This is a genomic window from Mycolicibacterium neworleansense (assembly GCF_001245615.1).
GTDB lineage: Bacteria > Actinomycetota > Actinomycetes > Mycobacteriales > Mycobacteriaceae > Mycobacterium > Mycobacterium neworleansense.
In genome coordinates this window covers 1,605,780-1,622,187 of sequence record NZ_CWKH01000001.1, presented here as the reverse complement: position 1 = coordinate 1,622,187, position 16,408 = coordinate 1,605,780, and the positions used below count along the sequence as shown (strand labels likewise).

Here is a 16,408-nt window from a genome sequence, read left to right as displayed (position 1 = left end):
TGCCGGTCGGCGCCGGGGTTTCGCCAGGTACGGCACCTCAGCCGGCGGCGCAATCGGTTAACCTGCGTAAACGGTGACTTCGCCGCACTGCGGCACCCCTGAATCGCCCCTTACCTTGAGTGCGTGTCGTCCCAGCCCGAAGGCCATCCCGTATCGCTGCCGAGTCGCCGCGCGCGTGCCGATCAGGCTCGCCAGGTGGCCGACGTGCTGCGCCATCAGATCTACGAGGGCACCTACGACGACGCCCTGCCGGCCGAGGGCGAGCTGGCCGCCGAATTCTTCGTGTCCCGCAACACGATCCGTGAGGCTCTCGCAGTCCTCAAGTCCGAGGGCCTGATCGACCGTGGCACCAAGGTGGGCACACACGTGGCGGCCCGCAAGTACGACCACGGCCTCGATGCGCTGGTGGGCCTGAAGGAGACCTTCAAGGACTACGGCGATGTCCGCAACGAAGTCCGCGCCGTGCAGCGCCTGTCCGCCCCGCCCGCGGTGGCCCGCAAGCTGGCGCTGGAGCCCGGTGCGCAGGTGGTCTTCATCGAGCGGCTGCGCTATCTCGCCGATCTGCCGCTGTCGCTGGACCTCACCTACCTGACGCCCGACATCGGTGAGCAGGTGATCGAGCACCCGCTCGAAAGCAACGACATCTTCGCGCTCATCGAACGGGTCAGCGGGCGCCGCCTCGGTGGGGCCGGCCTTGCCCTGGAAGCGGTTTCGGCTGATCCGCATTCCGCCGCGACGCTGCAGGTGCCGGCCGGGTCGGCGCTGCTGATGGCCGAGCGGCTGACGAGTCTGGACGACGGGACACCCGTCGACCTGGAGTACATCAGGATGCGTGGTGATCGAATCACCATGCGCGGCAACCTCATCCGAGACACATGATTGGGAGCAACATATGACATTGGTCAATCAACGCGCCGATGTCCCGGTGACCATCGACGAATCCCTGTGTATCCAGGGCTGCACGTTGTGCGTCGACGTGTGCCCGCTTGATTCGCTGGCCATCAACCCTGACAACGGCAAGGCCTACATGCACGTCGACGAGTGCTGGTACTGCGGGCCGTGCGCCGCTCGCTGCCCAACCGGCGCCGTCTCCGTCAACATGCCCTATCTCATCCGCTAGAGGACCGAAGTGAAAACAGCCCTGATCGCCCTGACCGCCGGCCTGACCCTCGCGGCGGCCGGATGCTCTCTGGATTCGGCTACCAAATCCGCCGACACCGTCGACGTCGTGGTCGGCTACCAGTCCAAGACCATCAACACCGTCACCGCCGGCACGTTGCTGCGCGCCCAGGGTTACCTGGAACAGCGCCTGAACGACATCACCACCCGCACCGGCACGAAGTACAACGTCACGTGGCAGGACTATGACACCGGCGCCCCGATCACCGCGCAGATGGTGGCCGAGAAGATCGACATCGGCTCGATGGGCGACTATCCGATGCTCATCAACGGATCCAAGACACAGGCCAACGAACGTGCCAAGACCGAAATCGTGTCGGTCACCGGGTACAACCCGAAAGGCGCGCTGAACATGGTTGTGGTCTCGCCTGACTCGCCGGCGAAATCGTTGACCGACTTGGCCGGCAAGAAGGTCTCGGCCAGCGTCGGATCAGCCGGCCACGGCATGCTGGTGCAAGCGCTCGGCAAGGCAGGTATCGACGCCAAGACCGGGGTCGAGGTACTCAACCAGCAGCCGCAGGTCGGTGCGTCCTCGTTGGAATCCGGCCAGGTACAGGCACTTTCGCAGTTCGTGGCGTGGCCGGGGCTGTTGGTACACCAGGGTAAGGCCAAGCTGCTCTTCGACGGTGCCGAACTGAACTATCCGACCCTGCACGGTGTGGTGGTGCGGCGCGCCTATGCGGCCGAGCATCCCGAAGTGCTCGACGCCTTCCTGCAGGCTCAGCTCGACGCCACCGACTTCCTCAACACCAAACCGTTGGAGGCGGCCCGGCTCGTGGCCGAGGGCAGTGGACTGCCGCAGGAGGTCGTCTACCTGTACAACGGGCCCGGTGGTACATCATTCGACACCACGCTCAAGCCTTCGCTGGTCGACGCGCTCAAAGGTGATGTGCCCTACCTGAAGTCGATCGACAACTTCGCCGATCTCGACGTAGCCGGATTTGTACAGGACGGGCCGCTGCGGGCTGCGTTCTCGGCGCGCGGACAGGACTACGACAAGGCCGTGAGTTCCGGTGCCAACCCGTCGGCGTTGAGCGGCACCGACCCGGTGTGCCACACCGCCGTCGACAACCCCGCCACGGCCGGCGAACTCTGGCTCGACGGGGCGGACACCACCACGGCGGCCGTGACGCCGGTGTGCCTGCTCAAGGCGATCCGGCAGGCCGAGGGCGAGGGCAAGAAGGTTCGCGCCGCCTACGTCAGCGACGCCGAACTGGGTACCCGGTGGTTCGCAGACAAGGCGGTGTGGGTCCGCCTGCCCGGGCCGGGAGCCGAGGGGTACCTGCCGTTCGGCACCCAGGCCGGCGCCGAACGTTATACGGCCACGCATCCCGGTGCGGCGGTCGTCGACTATCGGCAGGCGCTGGCAGGTGCGGTATGACCACCACCGACACCGCTCCGGTCACGGCCGATGACCTGACGGCCGCACCGGAGGCGGTGCACACCCGCCGCACGCCCTCGGTCTGGCCGCACCGCCTGCTGCGGCTGGCGTCGGTGGTCGGTGCCGTCGTCCTGTGGCAGCTCCTGACCGCCAACGACGTCCGGCTGGGTCTGCGGTTCGACACCCTGCCCACCGTCACCGAAATCACTGCGGCCCTGGTGAACCGGCTGGGCACACCGGAATACTGGCTGGACCTCGGCCAGTCGCTGATCCGGATCCTCACCGGGTTCGGCATCGCCGCAGTCGTCGGCGTCATCACCGGAATCCTGCTTGGGCGCACCGCTCTGTTCGCCGACATCTTCGGCCCGCTCACCGAGCTGGCCCGGCCGATCCCGGCGATCGCCATGGTGCCGGTGGCGATCCTGCTGTTCCCCAGCGATGAGGCCGGAATCGTATTCATCACGTTCCTGGCCGCGTACTTCCCGATCATGGTCAGCGTGCGCCACGCGGTGCGCGCCCTGCCCACCATCTGGGAGGACTCGGTGCGCACCCTGGGTGGTGGGCGCCTCGACGTGCTGCGCCAGGTGGTGCTGCCCGGAATCCTGCCCGGGCTGTTCGGCGGGCTCTCGGTCGGCATGGGGGTGGCCTGGATCTGCGTGATCTCGGCCGAGATGATCTCGGGCCGTCTCGGGGTGGGATACCGCACCTGGCAGGCGTATACGGTGCTGAACTATCCCGACGTGTTCGTCGGCATCATCACCATCGGTGTGCTGGGCTTCGTGACCGCCGCCGCGGTGGAACTGATCGGCCGCCGTACCACCCGCTGGTTGCCTCGCGGTGAGGAGGTGAACCGATGACCGCTGCGACCACCAGCGGTATGCGGCTGGAACTCGATCGAATCCGGTTGTCCTACACCGGCGCTCCGGTGATCGACAATCTGAGCCTCACCGTCGAGCCCGGCGAGATCCTGGTGCTCACCGGTCCGTCCGGTTGCGGCAAGTCCACGTTGTTGCGTGCGTTGACGGGACTGCTGCGGCCCGACGGCGGCCGGGTCCTGGCCGACGGCGACCCGGTCACCACCACCTCCCGCGACCGAGGCATGGTGTTCCAGGACAGTGCCCTGCTGCCGTGGCGCACGGTGCGGTCCAATATCGAACTGGCCCTGCAACTCCGCGGGGAGCCCAAGGCGGGACGCCGCGGCGGGCCGCGCAATGGTTACCGCGAACGTGCCGATCGCTGGATCGACGAGGTCGGACTGACCGGGTTCGCCGATTTCCTGCCGAAGAGCCTGTCCGGCGGTATGCGCCAGCGGGTCCAGCTGGCCCGCGGCCTGGCCGGCGCACCACGCGCGGTCATGATGGACGAACCGTTCGCCGCCCTGGACACCCAGACCCGGGCTGCCATGCAGCGGTTGCTGATCGACACCTGGCAGGCTCATCCGACGACGATCGTGTTCGTCACCCACGATGTCGACGAGGCGCTCACGCTCGGCGACCGGGTTGCCGTCCTCGGCCGCGCCGGGCAGCCGCTGCGTGCCCTCATCGAGGTGGGCCAGCCCAGAACCGACCATCCCGAACGATCCGCGCTGCGCGCCGAGATCATCGCCGCCCTGGAGCAACCGTGACCGAACTGACTGACATTCCCCACGTCGACGATGCGCTTCGGATCGACTGCGACGTCCTGGTGATCGGCGGTGGGACCGCGGGCACCATGGCGGCGCTGACCGCCGCCGAGAACGGTGCCCAGGTGCTGCTGCTGGAGAAGGCCCACGTGCGGCACTCCGGTGCGCTGGCCATGGGCATGGACGGCGTGAACAACGCCGTCATTCCGGGTAAGGCCCAACCGGAGGACTACGTCGCCGAGATCACCCGCGCCAACGACGGAATCGTCAACCAACGCACCGTCTATCAGACCGCAACCCGTGGATTCGCCATGGTGCAGCGGCTGGAGCGGTACGGGGTCAAGTTCGAGAAGGACGAGCACGGTGAGTACGCCGTGCGGCGCGTACACCGGTCCGGCTCGTACGTGCTGCCGATGCCCGAGGGCAAGGACGTCAAGAAGGCGCTGTACCGAGTGCTGCGGCAACGCTCGATGCGCGAGAAGATCCGCATCGAGAACCGGCTCATGCCGGTGCGCGTGCTCACCCATGAGGGTCGGGCCGTTGGTGCGGCCGCATTCAACACCCGTACAGGCGAATTCGTCACCGTCGCCGCCAAGGCCGTGATCCTGTCCACCGGGGCGTGCGGCCGTCTCGGTCTGCCCGCATCGGGGTACCTGTACGGCACCTACGAGAACCCCACCAACGCCGGAGACGGGTATGCCATGGCCTACCACGCCGGTGCCGAACTGTCGGGAATCGAGTGTTTCCAGGTCAATCCGCTGATCAAGGACTACAACGGCCCGGCCTGCGCCTATGTGGCCAACCCATTCGGCGGTTATCAGGTCAATGCGCTGGGGGAGCGGTTCGTCGACTCCGACTACTGGTCGGGGCAGATGATGGCCGAGGTCAAGGAGGAGATCGAATCGGCCCGCGGGCCCATCTACCTGAAGGTCAGCCACCTGCCCGACGAGACGCTGACCACGCTGGAGAACATCCTGCATACCACCGAACGGCCCACCCGCGGCACGTTCCACGCCAACCGCGGGCATGACTACCGCACCCATGACATCGAGATGCACATCTCCGAGATTGGTTTGTGCTCAGGTCATTCCGCGTCGGGGGTGTGGGTGGACGAGCACGCCCGCACCACGGTTCCCGGCCTGTACGCCGCCGGAGACCTGGCGTGCGTCCCGCACAACTACATGATCGGCGCATTCGTCTACGGCGATCTCGCCGGGGAGCACGCCGCCTCGACGTTGTCGGAAGTGGCTGCCCCGCAGGTGCTTCCGGCCGATCAGGTGGCCGCGGCCCACGAGCTCATCTACCGTCCGCTGCAGCACCCGGACGGTCCGCCGCAGCCCCAGGTCGAGTTCAAGCTGAGGCGGTTCGTCAACGACTATGTGGCACCGCCGAAGACCGCGACCAAGTTGTCGATCGCGGTGCAGACCTTCGAACGCATGGCTGCCGAGGTCGAGGGGATCGGAGCGCGCACGCCACACGAGTTGATGCGCGCCGCCGAAGTGTCGTTCATCCGCGACTGCGCGGAGATGGCGGCCCGTTCCTCGCTGACCCGCACCGAATCGCGCTGGGGTCTGTACCACGAGCGGGCCGACCTGCCACAGCGTGACGATACGCAGTGGCGTTACCACCTCAACCTCTACAAGGACGCCGACGGCGCCATGCGGTTCGTCAAGCGTCCGGTGGCACCGTATTTCGTCGCGGTGCCCGAGCTCGACCATCTGACATCGCAGGATCCGGTGACCGCCGTCGAACAGCCACACCTGCACGGTGGCCGGGCTCCGGCCGCCGAACGTTCTCGGGTCCGCGCGGCCGGGTCCGCGCAACCGCCGTCACCACGGATCGCCGCGGTACTGGCGTTGGAGGAGCCTTCGCTGGAGGAGCTGAGCGCCTACCTCGCCGATCCGGACGCCGGCGTGCGACGCACCGCGGTGGCCACCCTCGTCGAGCATCTGCCCGACGGGTACCAGCCGGTGCTGGTGGCCGCGCTGGCCGATACCGACGCCGAGGTGCGGCGCGAGACCGCGGATGCGGTACGTGAACTCGTCGAGGTCCTGCCCGACCCGGGCGCCTTCGTCGAACGGCTGGGTTCCGCCGACCCCGTGGTCCGCGCGGTCACGGTGTATCTGCTGAGTTCGCGGCGCGTCGGGAGCGCTGACGCGTACCGGGTCGCCTCGATTGACGCCGATCACCGGGTGCGGATCGAGGCGGTGCGGGCCCTGGTGTCGGTCGACGACCACACCGGGGTGGCAGCGGCAACCGTCGACGAGAACCGGGAAGTGCGGATCGCCGCGGTAGGCGGTCTGGCGACCCTGCGCGCGGGCGCGGATGCGGTGCGCGTGGCGCTGGACGACCCCGATCCTCTGGTACGGGCGGCGGCGCTGGCCTCGCTCGGCGCGGTCGGCTGCACCGACGACGACGTGGTCAGTGTGGAGAAGGCATTCACCGAGTCGGCCTGGCAGATCCGGCAGGGTGCGGCACGGGCGCTGGCCGGGGCCCAGCCGGAGGTGGCGGTTCCGACCCTGTCGCGCGCGCTGGACGACCAGCACCTGGACGTGCGCAAAGCCGCTGTGCTGAGCCTGAGCCGGTGGGCGGACTCGGAGTCGACGGCCCGTGACGCCCTCACGGCGGCGTTGGAGGACACTGACGCCGACGTGCGCGCGTATGCCCGTCAGGCCCTGGCAGGCTGAGCGAAACCTTGCCAGAACGGCAAGGTTGCGTGCCATACCGCACTGCTGCACCGATACTGGGCTCCGTGCAGACCAGTCAGGAACGCAGGCATGACAATCCGCCGCCGCGGACCGCGAACAGCGAATCCGAGGTCTTGCGGGGATTCCTCGATTACCTGCGCACGTCGATCGCCGCGAAGGTCGGCGACGCGCCGGAACCGATGGCACGGACCTTCTCTGTGCCGTCGGGAACCACGCTGCTCGGCCTGCTCAATCACCTGACCTACGTCGAACGATGGATTTTTTTCGGCGACGACGTCACCGACTGGCAGGCAACCTTCGTCGTCGAACCGTCGGACAGCATCGACGATGTGGTGGCTCGCTATCGGACAGCAGTTGGGCACGCCAACACCGTGCTCGACGGCTGCACCGATCTCGCCGCGCCACTTCCCCGATCGCGGCCGGGGCGGGGGCCGGCGGCCAGCGTTCGTTGGGCGCTGGCCCACATGATCGAAGAGACCGGCCGCCACGCCGGTCACGCCGACATCCTGCGCGAGCTGATCGACGGCGTGACGGGCCGGTGACCGCACGCGGCCCGAATTCCGGTCACGGCAAAGTTCGTCGTTACCGCTGCTAACGACCGTACCTCGGCTTAATCTCGAAGCGTGCGACTCGCCTGGCCTTTGACGGGGCGGCTGGAGGAGACCCGGCTGATCGACGCCGCGCTGGCCTCCGCCGAACTGTCCGGGATCGTGATATACGGGACCGCCGGGGTCGGCAAGAGCCGCATCGCCCGCGAAGCGCTGTCGACCGCGGACGCCGGCGGCCTCGAAACCCGCTGGGCGGTGGGCACATCAGCGGCTCGAGCCCTGCCCCTGGGGACGTTCGCACGGTGGGTGGGTACCTCGGATGCCGACAGCGTGGCACTGGTCGGCCGGGTGATCGACGGCCTGACGTCTGCCGCGAACGGTCAACCGGTGCTGGTATGCGTCGACGATGCACACCTGCTCGACGGATTGTCGGGTTTCGTGCTGCAGCAGATCGTGCAGCGCGGCGCTGCCAAGCTACTGCTGACCGTGCGTACCGGTGCACCGGTACCGGCCGAGGTTCAGACAGCCTGCGACCGTGGCCGGTTCGAGCGGCTGGACCTGCAGCCGCTGTCCCACGACGAATCGACCCGTTTGCTGACCGCAGCGCTGGGCGGGCCACTCGATCATGAGGCAGCGCAACGGTTGTGGCGCCTGACCCGCGGCAATGTGCTCTACCTGCGCAACATCGTCGAGCAGGAGGTCACCCAGGGACGGCTCGCCTGTCAGGATGGCAGTTGGCGGTGGACGGGAGATCCGGTGATGCCACCCGGACTCGTCGAACTGATCGAGACAAGGATCGGCGCGCTACCGCCCGAGGTCAGCGAAGTCGTCGACGTCCTGGCGGTGGCCGAGCCGATCCATCTGGATCGGTTGACGGCGATCACCGATGCCGATTCGGTGGCCGCGGCCGAGTCCCGCGGACTCATCACCATCGACTCCACCGACCGGGAGGTCCGGGTCGCCCATCCGCTCTACGCCGAGGTGCGACGCAATCGGGTGCCGGGTACTCGATTACGTCGGCTGCGGGGGCTGGTGGCAGACGCGCTCGGTAACCGGGAAGATCGCGATGCCATGCGGGTGGTGGTACGCCGGGCCACGCTGATGCTGGACTCGGATCTGCCGCTCGACCCCGAGTTGTTGACCCGCGCCGCACAAGGCGCGGTGTGGCTGTCGGATCTGGCGCTGGCCGACCGGCTGGCCCAGGGCGCGATCTCGGCCGGCGCCGACGCGGAGGCGAATTTCATTCGCGCCCATGCCTTGTCGTGGCTCAGCCGCGGAGCCGAATCGGACGCGGTACTCGACGCCATCGACACCACCGAGCTGACCGACGACGGGCGGGCCCGGCTCGCCTTCCTGCGTGCCTCCAACATGCTTTGGTCGCTGGCCGACCCGGACGGCGCCAAAGGGCATGTCGACGCCGCGGCGGTGGACATCCCTGAGGCCGCCCGGGCCGCGATCGACGCGTTCTACACGGTGTACTGGGCCGCGATCGGTGATCCGGAGCGGGCCAGGACGGCTTCTCGTGGCCTGGACCTCGACGCGATGCCTGCCATCGTGGGCGCGGTGACCGCATGGGCGGTGGCCGCGTCTTGCGGGGATTCCGGCCGGGCCGACGATGCCGTCGCGGCGGCCCGCGCCGGCTACCGCATCACGGATGATTCCTTCGATGCGGCGCACACGCGGTTCGTCATCGCCGATGCACACATCGGTGCGTTGCTGCTGGCCGGGCGGATTCGTGAGGCGCAACAGGAAGCCGAGCAGCTGAGCCGTCGGGCCGCCGAGCGGCCGGGTGCGGCACAGTTGTTCGGGCTCGCGCTGGCAGGTCGCGCCGCCTTCGGAGCGGGCGAGCTCGGCGCGGCTGCCGGGCTGCTGGATCCGGTGGTGAAGATGATGCGCGCCGTAGGGGAGTCGAACGGGTTCGGCTATCGCTTTCACCTGCCGCGTGTCACGGCGCTGGCGGTCCGCGGTCTGGCCGACGACACCACGGTGGCCGAACTCGACGAATACCGGCATGCCAGCTGGCAGTACCTCGCCTACGAACACAGCCTGGTGCGGGCATGGGTGGCCGCCACCCAGGGTGCGGTGTCGGAGGCCGTCGACATCGCGCTCGCCGCCGCCGACACCGCCGGGGCCAACGGGCAACTGGCGGCCGAGGTGTTGTGCCTGCAGACCGCAGCACAGTTCGGCGACCACTCCCGCACCCACCGGCTCGACGAGCTGACCGGCCTGGTCGAGGGACCGCGGGTCAGCGCCGCCGCCGCGCTGTGCCGCGCCCTGATCCACGACGACGGCGACGGGTTGGCAAAGGTCTCAATCGAATTCGAGAAATTCGGCGATCTGGTGGCGGCGGCTGACGCTGCCGGTCTCGCGGCGGTGGCTTATCGGCGCCGCGGCGCGGCCACCCCGGCGCTGCTCGCCGCCGCCGAACGCCTGCCACTGACTGACCGGGAACGTGAGATCGCCATGCTGATCGGGGCCGGGCTGTCGAGCCGGGCGATCGCCGAGCGGCTGCACCTCTCGGTGCGCACCGTCGAGGGCCACATCTACCGGGCGATGGCGAAAACCGGTGTGTCGACCCGGGCCGAGCTGATCGCCCTGCTCCCGCGACGGCACCGCTGATTCGAGTACCGGGGTACTCGCTCCGGCCAGACTTGAGCGTCGCATCCTGGATCGCATGGCCGACGAGGGCGAGATACACGAACGGGCGCTGCGGCAGCTGCCATTGCCGTACTCGCTGGCATTGCGGCTGCGCGACGCCGGTGTCGCACGCGACGTCGTGTGTGAGTACCTCAGCATCGAAGAGTCCGCACTCGACGGCCTCTACCGGATCGCCGAAGCCAAACTGGCCGCCGCGCAGGGCCGATGAGGACTCGGTCGAGAAGCGCACCGGTGCCGGCTCGAACGGCAAGCCGGCGCGGAGCTAGATGTCGAGCGCCTGATATGTGCGCCGGACGAATCTGGGCTGTGCGGTCTGAAGTTTCGCCGTCGACGTGTTGCCACTGACGGCAGCCGCGTCCACCGACAGGTTCGGATGGTTCTGCACCAGGTAGATCAGGATCAGATCCGCCGATGGGTCGGCCTGCCACCAGGTGCCATAGGCGCCGGGCCAACTGAACGTGCCCAGTCCACCCGGGCCGAACAACTGGCGCGATTTCGCCGGATCGGTCACCACCGACAGGTTCAGGCCGAAGCCCCGGCCGATCCAGAACGGGGCCCCGAGGAACTGGAACTGCTTCTGTTCGGGGGTGAGCCGGTCGGTGCGCATCACCCGCACCGACTCCTCGGAAAGCACCCGCACCCCGTCGATCGTGCCGCCGGCCAACAACATCCGGGCGAACTTCAGGTAGTCGTCGGCGGTGGAGAACAATCCGGCCCCGCCGGTGCAGAACGGGGGATCGGTGATCGGCGCCGGTCCCATCACGTCGTGGGTCAGCTTGTTGTCGGCGGTCAGCTCATACATCGTGGCGGCGCGTCGTCGGCCGGCCGCATCGACGGAGAAGCCGGTGTCGACCATGCCCAGCGGTCCGAAGATGCGCTCGGCCAGCACCTGGGACAGCGGCTTGCCCTCGATCCGGGACAGCGCGATACCGAGCACATCGGTGGAGTGACTGTAGGTGAGCCGCTCGCCCGGCTGATGGGCCAACGGCAGCTTGGCGACATCGGCCAGCCAACGGTCCTGATCCTGACGCAGCGACAGCTTGCCGTAGGCCGACGCCAGCGGGCCCAGCACCGAGAACACATACGCCAGGCCGCTGCGGTGGGTCATCAGATCGTCGAAGGTGATGGGCCGGCGCGCGGGCTCGGTGCGGTCCAGCGGGCCGCGCGGCTCGCGCAGCACCTGCATGTCGGCCAGCTCCGGCAACCATTTCGCCACCGGCTCGTTCAGCGCGAGCTTGCCCTCCTCGGCCAAGGCCATCGCCGCCGCCACGGTGACGGGCTTTGTCATGGAGGCGATCCGGAAGATGGTGTCGCGCTGCATCGGCAGGCCGGCCTCGACGTCGCGGTGCCCCAGGGCATTGACCTGGAGTACCTCGCCCGCCTGCCACACCAGCGTGACGGCGCCGGCGAGCAGCCCGGCGTCGATCGCTTCCCGGATGGATGTCTGATTGCCGTCGAGATTCATCGCCGACCAGCCTATCCAGCGGCGGAGTCGAGGGTCGGCGCTACCTACGGGCGTCACCCGCGTCGCCAGCGCCGGCGGGCCCTGACCACACTCGACCAGTCCTGGTACCCGAGCCGGTTGGCGATCTCGTAGTGCGGGATCCTGCGGTCGCGCAGAAGGTTGTCCGCGACGCTGCGACGCACCTCGTCGAGGACCGCCCGGTAAGTGGTGCCCTCCCGTTCGAGGTGACGGCGCAATGTCCGCGGGGCGTAGTGCAGGTGTAGCGCCACGTCTTCGAACGTGAGGTCGAGAGACGACTGGTCGAGCAGATGCGCGCGGACCTGCGCGGCGACACCGGTGTGATGCAACCGCTCCGCGCGGATTCGGTCGCACTCGGCGACCATGAGCTGGGTCGTGTGCGCGTTCGCCATCGGCGGTGCCAGATCCAGATAGCCTGCGTCATAGACGATTTCGTTGCGGGCGCAGCCGAATGACACCGGAACCCGGAAGTAGTCCCGGTAGACCTCGGCGGACTCGGCCAGTCGGGGATCGGCGAAGGCGAACCTGATCTCGCGCAGCGGTACCGCATCGAGGTCCGGGAACGTGTCGCGCTGAATCTGCATGACAGCGGTCAGATCACGTTCGACGACGAACCGCCGGATGCCCTCGGGCATGTCGTCGGCTTCGAAGGCCAGGATGTAGCGGTCGTCGTCGATGCGCGCGGTCATCGTCGAGAACGCGAACGTCAGCATCGCGTAGTAGAGGCCGCGATGGACCGTGTCCCGCACGCTGGCCGATGCGGTCAGGAGATAGCCCAGATAGCCGTACGCGGTCAGGTGGTAGCGGCTGCCCAGCTGAACGCCCAGCCCGGGGCGGTCGCCGGCCAGGGCAGCCAGGTTGCGGATCACCGCCAGCTCCTGACTGGCCTCGACGACGGTGTCGACGTCGCCCAAAGAGGCGATGTCGAGATGCGAACCCACGAGCAGCGCCTCGGCGGAGATGTGGCGCTGCGCCGCCCACTCGCACATGATCGCGACGGAAACCGCCGAACGCGGGTGATCCCACGGGTCGGTCATGGCCGCTATGACCCGGTTGGTGGAATGCAGCACGGGTGAGCCGGGCAGCTGGCTCTGATCTGCGAATTCAGCGAGGCCCGACGTCATGATGGCCAGTTTTGCCGACCTGCGAGGGCAGGTCAATGCGCTCGGAAGCCGCCGAAATGGCCGGAAATGTCGAGTTGTGGCCGGGGCGGTCCTGTCGAAGCGCCCGCGACCGCTCTACGGTGCGAATAGTGATTCACATCTCAGTTCGGCGCGAACTGTGTCCGGTGGCACATAAAGAGAGGCACTCGTGAAAGTAAAGGCTGCTGTGGTCGAGGAGATCGGCGCACCCTGGACGATCTGTGAGGTCGAGCTGGGAGACCCGGTTGCCGGCGAGGTCCAGGTGCGGCTGGCCGCGTCGGGCCTGTGCCATTCCGACGCACACGTCGTCGCGGGCAGCAGCCCGGTGCCCTTCATGCCGGTTCTCGGCGGACATGAAGGCGCCGGGGTGATCACCAAGGTCGGCCCGGGTGTCACCGGCCTGGCCGAGGGTGATCACGTCGTGCTCGCCTTCATACCGGCATGCGGGACATGTCCATCGTGCGCCACCGGTCTGCAGAACCTCTGTGACGAGGGCGCCGGATTGCTCACCGGACAGGCGGTGTCCGACAAGACCTACCGCGTGACCCGCGACGGTCAACCGGTCATCCAGATGTGCCTGCTCGGCACCTTCGCGCCGTACGTCACGGTGAGCGAGGCGTCGGTGGTCAAGATCGAGAAGGATGTGCCGCTGGAGGTGGCCGCGCTGCTGGGCTGCGGCGTCTCCACCGGTTGGGGCTCGGCGACCGAGATCGGCGCCACCCATCCCGGTGACACGGTCGTCGTGATGGGCATCGGCGGTGTCGGCATCAACGCCGTGCAGGGTGCGCGGTTCGCGGGTGCCCGGTTCGTGGTGGCGATCGACCCGGTCGACTTCAAGCGAAAGAAGGCGCTCGAGTTCGGCGCCACCCACACGTTCGCCTCCGTCGCGGACGCCGCAGCCGAACTGCCCGACCTCACGTGGGGAAAGATGGCCCAGGTCTCGATCATCACGGTCGGCGAGATCAAAGGTGAACACATCCAGCAGGCGCTGAGCCTGACCGGCAAGGGTGGACAGGTAATTGTCACCGGCATGGGCGATTTCACTCAGTCGACCGTGGACCTCAACCTGTTCGAGCTGACCCTGCTGCAGAAGCGGGTTCAAGGTGCGGTGTTCGGCGGCGTCGGTCCTCGCACCCAGATCCCCAAGCTGCTCGACCTCTACCGCTCCGGGAATCTCAAGCTCGACGAGCTCGTCACCACCCGCTACCGCCTTGAGGACATCAACCAGGGCTACCAGGACATGTTCGACGGCAAGAACCTTCGCGGTCTCGTCGTCTACTCCGACACCGACTACTGACATGGGGGCATTGATGCAGATCCAGGACAGCAACTACATCGACGGCAAGTGGGCGGTGTCGAGCGGCACCACCCGCATCCCCGTCATCAACCCGGCCAACGACGAGGTGATCGCCGAAGTGGTGGCGGGCACCGCGGCCGACGTCGACGCCGCCGTCGCGGCCGCCCGTGCCGCCTTCCCGGCGTGGTCGGCCACACCGGTGGGCGAGCGGGCTGACTACCTCACCGCGATCGCCGGCAAGCTGGCCGAGCGGTCGGAGGACGTCGCCCGCACCATCTCCTCCGAAATGGGTTGTCCCATCTCGATTTCCCGGGCCATCCAGCTGGGGCTGCCGCTCAACAGTTTCGCCGAGGCCGCCAACATCGTGCGTGAGTACGAGTTCGAGAGCGAGTACCGGGGATCGACGATCGTGCGGGAACCGTTCGGTGTACTGGGTGCGATCACACCCTGGAACTACCCGTTGCACCAGATCGCCCTGAAGGTCGCCTACGGACTGGCCGCCGGCAACACCGTCGTCGTCAAACCCAGCGAGATCACCCCGTTGTGTGCGCTCGCGCTGACCGAGATCATCGACGAGATCGGCCTTCCCCCAGGCGTGTTCAACCTGGTGTTCGGCACCGGGGCGGATGTCGGTGAGGCGATCGCCGGACACGGCGACGTCGACATCGTCAGCTTCACCGGGTCCACGCGGGCCGGCCGGCGCGTACAGGAAGTCGCCGCCCGCACCGTCAAGCGAGTCTCGCTGGAGCTCGGCGGCAAGAGCCCCAACATCATTCTCGACGACGCCGACCTGGAATCGGTGGTGCCCGCATCGGTCAGGACCATGATGCTCAACTCCGGGCAGACCTGCTCGGCACTTACCCGCATGATCGTCCCGCGCGACCGCCTGGCCGAGGTCGAGGCCCTCGCGAAGGCGGCCGCCGATGCGCTCCCGGTGGGTGATCCCACCGACGAGGGGACCGCGCTGGGTCCGCTGTCATCCCGGGCCCAGCAGGAACGGGTGCTCGGCTACATCCGCACCGCGCTGGCCGAGGGGGCGCGTCTGGTCACCGGCGGCGAAACCGACACCGATGCTCCCGGTGCGTTCGTGCGGCCGACGGTGTTCTCGGATGTCACCGAGGACATGACCATCCACGCCGAGGAGGTCTTCGGCCCGGTCCTGGCGATCGAGGCCTACGACTCCGAGGACGACGCGGTGCGAATCGCCAACGCCACGGACTACGGTCTGGCCGGCGCGGTCTGGTCCTCCTCGCCGGAACGTGCCGAGAACATCGCGCGCCGGATCCGGGCCGGCCAGGTGCAGATCAACGCCGGCGCCTTCAACGCCAACGCCCCCTTCGGCGGATACAAGCAGTCGGGTAACGGGCGCGAGGCCGGACTGTACGGGCTCGAGGAATTCCTCGAGATCAAGTCGATCCAGCGGTGATCGGATGCCACTGGAACCGGTGACACAGGCACTGCTGGCGCAACTGGCCGAGACGCGCGATCCGCCAATGCACGAAGGCACGCCGGCGATGGCGCGGATGGCCGGACCGATCTTCGCCGGCATGAGCGGACGCGGACCCGAGGTGGCCGCGGTGCACAACCTGAAGCTCGAGGGTGAGGACGGGGGACGGTTTCGGGTCCGGGTCGTCGTCCCCGACGGGCAATCCCGTTCGGTGATCGTTTATTTCCACGGCGGCGGCTGGGTGATCGGGGATATCGATCTGCAGTACGACCATCTGGCCCGGCACCTGGCGAACCTCACCGAATCGACGGTGGTCCTGGTGAACTACCGCAAGGCTCCCGAGCATCCGTTCCCGACCGCCCTTGAAGACAGCTGGATCGGATTGCTCTGGGCTGCAGCGCATTCAGCCGAGTTCGCCCCCGCCGATGCCCCGCTGATCGTGGCGGGTGACAGTGCCGGTGGCAACATTGCCGCGGTGATGGCCCGGTGGGCCCGCGACCGGCAGGGTCCGACGATCGACTACCAGGCCCTGATCTATCCGGTCACCGACTGCGACTTCGATCGACCGTCGTACGTCGCGCCCGAAAATCAGCTGATGCTGAGCCGGGACACCATGATCTGGTTCTGGGCGCACTACCTTTCCGATCCGGCCGCCCGGACGAACCCGGATGCCTCGCCGCTGCGGGCGCCCAGCCTCGCCGGCCTTCCGCCTGCCCTCGTCTATGTCGCGGAGTACGACCCTCTGCACGACGAGGGTGTCGCCTACGCGGCGGCGCTGGCCGAAGCCGGGGTGAGCGTGACCCTCGAGGAAGCGGCCGGTCAGATGCACGGGTACTTCCAGATGGCCAACATCCTGCCCGGCTATCAGGCCGGAATGTCGTTGGTCGCCAACCATATCCGGGCATTCGTCGATGGGTACCGGACCGACCTGAAGGCGGTGTGAG

Annotated in this window: 14 protein-coding genes; 12 read left to right on the top strand and 2 right to left on the bottom strand. The window is 67.9% G+C overall.

Going from position 1 to position 16,408, the window contains the following annotated elements; genetic code table 11:
* Nucleotides 1-123: 123 nt before the first annotated feature.
* The 9 genes from BN2156_RS07545 to BN2156_RS07505 all read left to right on the top strand — a co-directional run bounded on the left by BN2156_RS07545 (nucleotide 124) and on the right by BN2156_RS07505 (nucleotide 10,303).
* The gene (locus BN2156_RS07545; RefSeq protein WP_235625236.1) at nucleotides 124-879 is read left to right on the top strand and encodes a GntR family transcriptional regulator; all 756 of its coding nucleotides are present in this window, start codon (nucleotides 124-126) and stop codon (nucleotides 877-879) included.
* 13 nt (nucleotides 880-892) lie between these two features.
* Nucleotides 893-1,120 carry a 4Fe-4S dicluster domain-containing protein gene (locus BN2156_RS07540; protein ID WP_090511972.1) on the top strand — a complete coding sequence of 76 codons (228 nt, stop codon included), beginning with the start codon at nucleotides 893-895 and terminating at the stop codon, nucleotides 1,118-1,120.
* Between the two features lie 9 nt (nucleotides 1,121-1,129).
* Nucleotides 1,130-2,560, top strand: a complete 1,431-nt coding sequence (locus tag BN2156_RS07535) for an ABC transporter substrate-binding protein (protein ID WP_090511970.1) — start codon at nucleotides 1,130-1,132, stop codon at nucleotides 2,558-2,560.
* Nucleotides 2,557-3,417, top strand: a complete 861-nt coding sequence (locus BN2156_RS07530; protein ID WP_090511967.1) for an ABC transporter permease — start codon at nucleotides 2,557-2,559, stop codon at nucleotides 3,415-3,417. Before BN2156_RS07535 ends, BN2156_RS07530 begins: the two co-directional genes overlap by 4 nt.
* Nucleotides 3,414-4,184, top strand: a complete 771-nt coding sequence (locus BN2156_RS07525; RefSeq protein ID WP_090511965.1) for an ABC transporter ATP-binding protein — start codon at nucleotides 3,414-3,416, stop codon at nucleotides 4,182-4,184. Before BN2156_RS07530 ends, BN2156_RS07525 begins: the two co-directional genes overlap by 4 nt.
* Nucleotides 4,181-6,868: a fumarate reductase/succinate dehydrogenase flavoprotein subunit gene (locus BN2156_RS07520; RefSeq protein WP_090511963.1), complete on the top strand. Its 2,688-nt coding sequence runs from the start codon at nucleotides 4,181-4,183 to the stop codon at nucleotides 6,866-6,868. Before BN2156_RS07525 ends, BN2156_RS07520 begins: the two co-directional genes overlap by 4 nt.
* 65 nt (nucleotides 6,869-6,933) lie before the next feature.
* Nucleotides 6,934-7,431, top strand: coding sequence for a DinB family protein (locus tag BN2156_RS07515; RefSeq protein WP_090511959.1), 498 nt, complete (start codon nucleotides 6,934-6,936; stop codon nucleotides 7,429-7,431).
* 81 nt (nucleotides 7,432-7,512) lie between these two features.
* Entirely contained in the window at nucleotides 7,513-10,056 is a 2,544-nt protein-coding gene (locus BN2156_RS07510; RefSeq protein WP_090511956.1) for a helix-turn-helix transcriptional regulator, read from the top strand.
* A 55-nt stretch (nucleotides 10,057-10,111) separates the two neighbouring features.
* Nucleotides 10,112-10,303 (top strand): hypothetical protein, encoded by a 192-nt coding sequence (locus BN2156_RS07505; RefSeq protein ID WP_090511954.1) that lies wholly within the window; start codon nucleotides 10,112-10,114, stop codon nucleotides 10,301-10,303.
* A 54-nt stretch (nucleotides 10,304-10,357) separates the two neighbouring features.
* Here the strand turns inward: BN2156_RS07505 and BN2156_RS07500 are convergent, their stop codons facing one another.
* Complete coding sequence (locus tag BN2156_RS07500; RefSeq protein ID WP_090511952.1) at nucleotides 10,358-11,560, bottom strand: serine hydrolase domain-containing protein; 1,203 nt, start codon at nucleotides 11,558-11,560, stop codon at nucleotides 10,358-10,360.
* A gap of 53 nt (nucleotides 11,561-11,613) precedes the next feature.
* On the bottom strand, nucleotides 11,614-12,702 hold the full coding sequence (locus BN2156_RS07495) for an AraC family transcriptional regulator (protein WP_090511950.1): 1,089 nt from the start codon (nucleotides 12,700-12,702) through the stop codon (nucleotides 11,614-11,616).
* Nucleotides 12,703-12,889: 187 nt separating this feature from the next.
* Here BN2156_RS07495 and BN2156_RS07490 point away from each other — a divergent pair, with 187 nt between their 5' ends.
* The 3 genes from BN2156_RS07490 to BN2156_RS07480 are packed head-to-tail and all read left to right on the top strand — an operon-like array spanning nucleotide 12,890 to nucleotide 16,407.
* Entirely contained in the window at nucleotides 12,890-14,017 is a 1,128-nt protein-coding gene (locus BN2156_RS07490; RefSeq protein ID WP_090511947.1) for an NDMA-dependent alcohol dehydrogenase, read from the top strand.
* A 13-nt stretch (nucleotides 14,018-14,030) separates the two neighbouring features.
* Nucleotides 14,031-15,443 (top strand): aldehyde dehydrogenase family protein, encoded by a 1,413-nt coding sequence (locus BN2156_RS07485; RefSeq protein ID WP_090515621.1) that lies wholly within the window; start codon nucleotides 14,031-14,033, stop codon nucleotides 15,441-15,443.
* A 4-nt stretch (nucleotides 15,444-15,447) separates the two neighbouring features.
* On the top strand, nucleotides 15,448-16,407 hold the full coding sequence (locus tag BN2156_RS07480; RefSeq protein WP_090511945.1) for an alpha/beta hydrolase: 960 nt from the start codon (nucleotides 15,448-15,450) through the stop codon (nucleotides 16,405-16,407).
* The last annotated feature ends 1 nt before the right edge of the window (nucleotide 16,408 follow it).

What these genes read in the sequence shown, in the direction of transcription:
- BN2156_RS07540 (WP_090511972.1), top strand. Translation starts at nt 893, where the DNA reads ATGACATTGGTCAATCAACGCGCCGATGTCCCGGTGACCATCGACGAA.
- BN2156_RS07530 (WP_090511967.1), top strand. Translation starts at nt 2,557, where the DNA reads ATGACCACCACCGACACCGCTCCGGTCACGGCCGATGACCTGACGGCC.
- BN2156_RS07525 (WP_090511965.1), top strand. Translation starts at nt 3,414, where the DNA reads ATGACCGCTGCGACCACCAGCGGTATGCGGCTGGAACTCGATCGAATC.
- BN2156_RS07505 (WP_090511954.1), top strand. Translation starts at nt 10,112, where the DNA reads ATGGCCGACGAGGGCGAGATACACGAACGGGCGCTGCGGCAGCTGCCA.
- BN2156_RS07500 (WP_090511952.1), bottom strand. Translation starts at nt 11,560, where the DNA reads ATGAATCTCGACGGCAATCAGACATCCATCCGGGAAGCGATCGACGCC.
- BN2156_RS07495 (WP_090511950.1), bottom strand. Translation starts at nt 12,702, where the DNA reads ATGACGTCGGGCCTCGCTGAATTCGCAGATCAGAGCCAGCTGCCCGGC.
- BN2156_RS07485 (WP_090515621.1), top strand. Translation starts at nt 14,031, where the DNA reads ATGCAGATCCAGGACAGCAACTACATCGACGGCAAGTGGGCGGTGTCG.
- BN2156_RS07480 (WP_090511945.1), top strand. Translation starts at nt 15,448, where the DNA reads ATGCCACTGGAACCGGTGACACAGGCACTGCTGGCGCAACTGGCCGAG.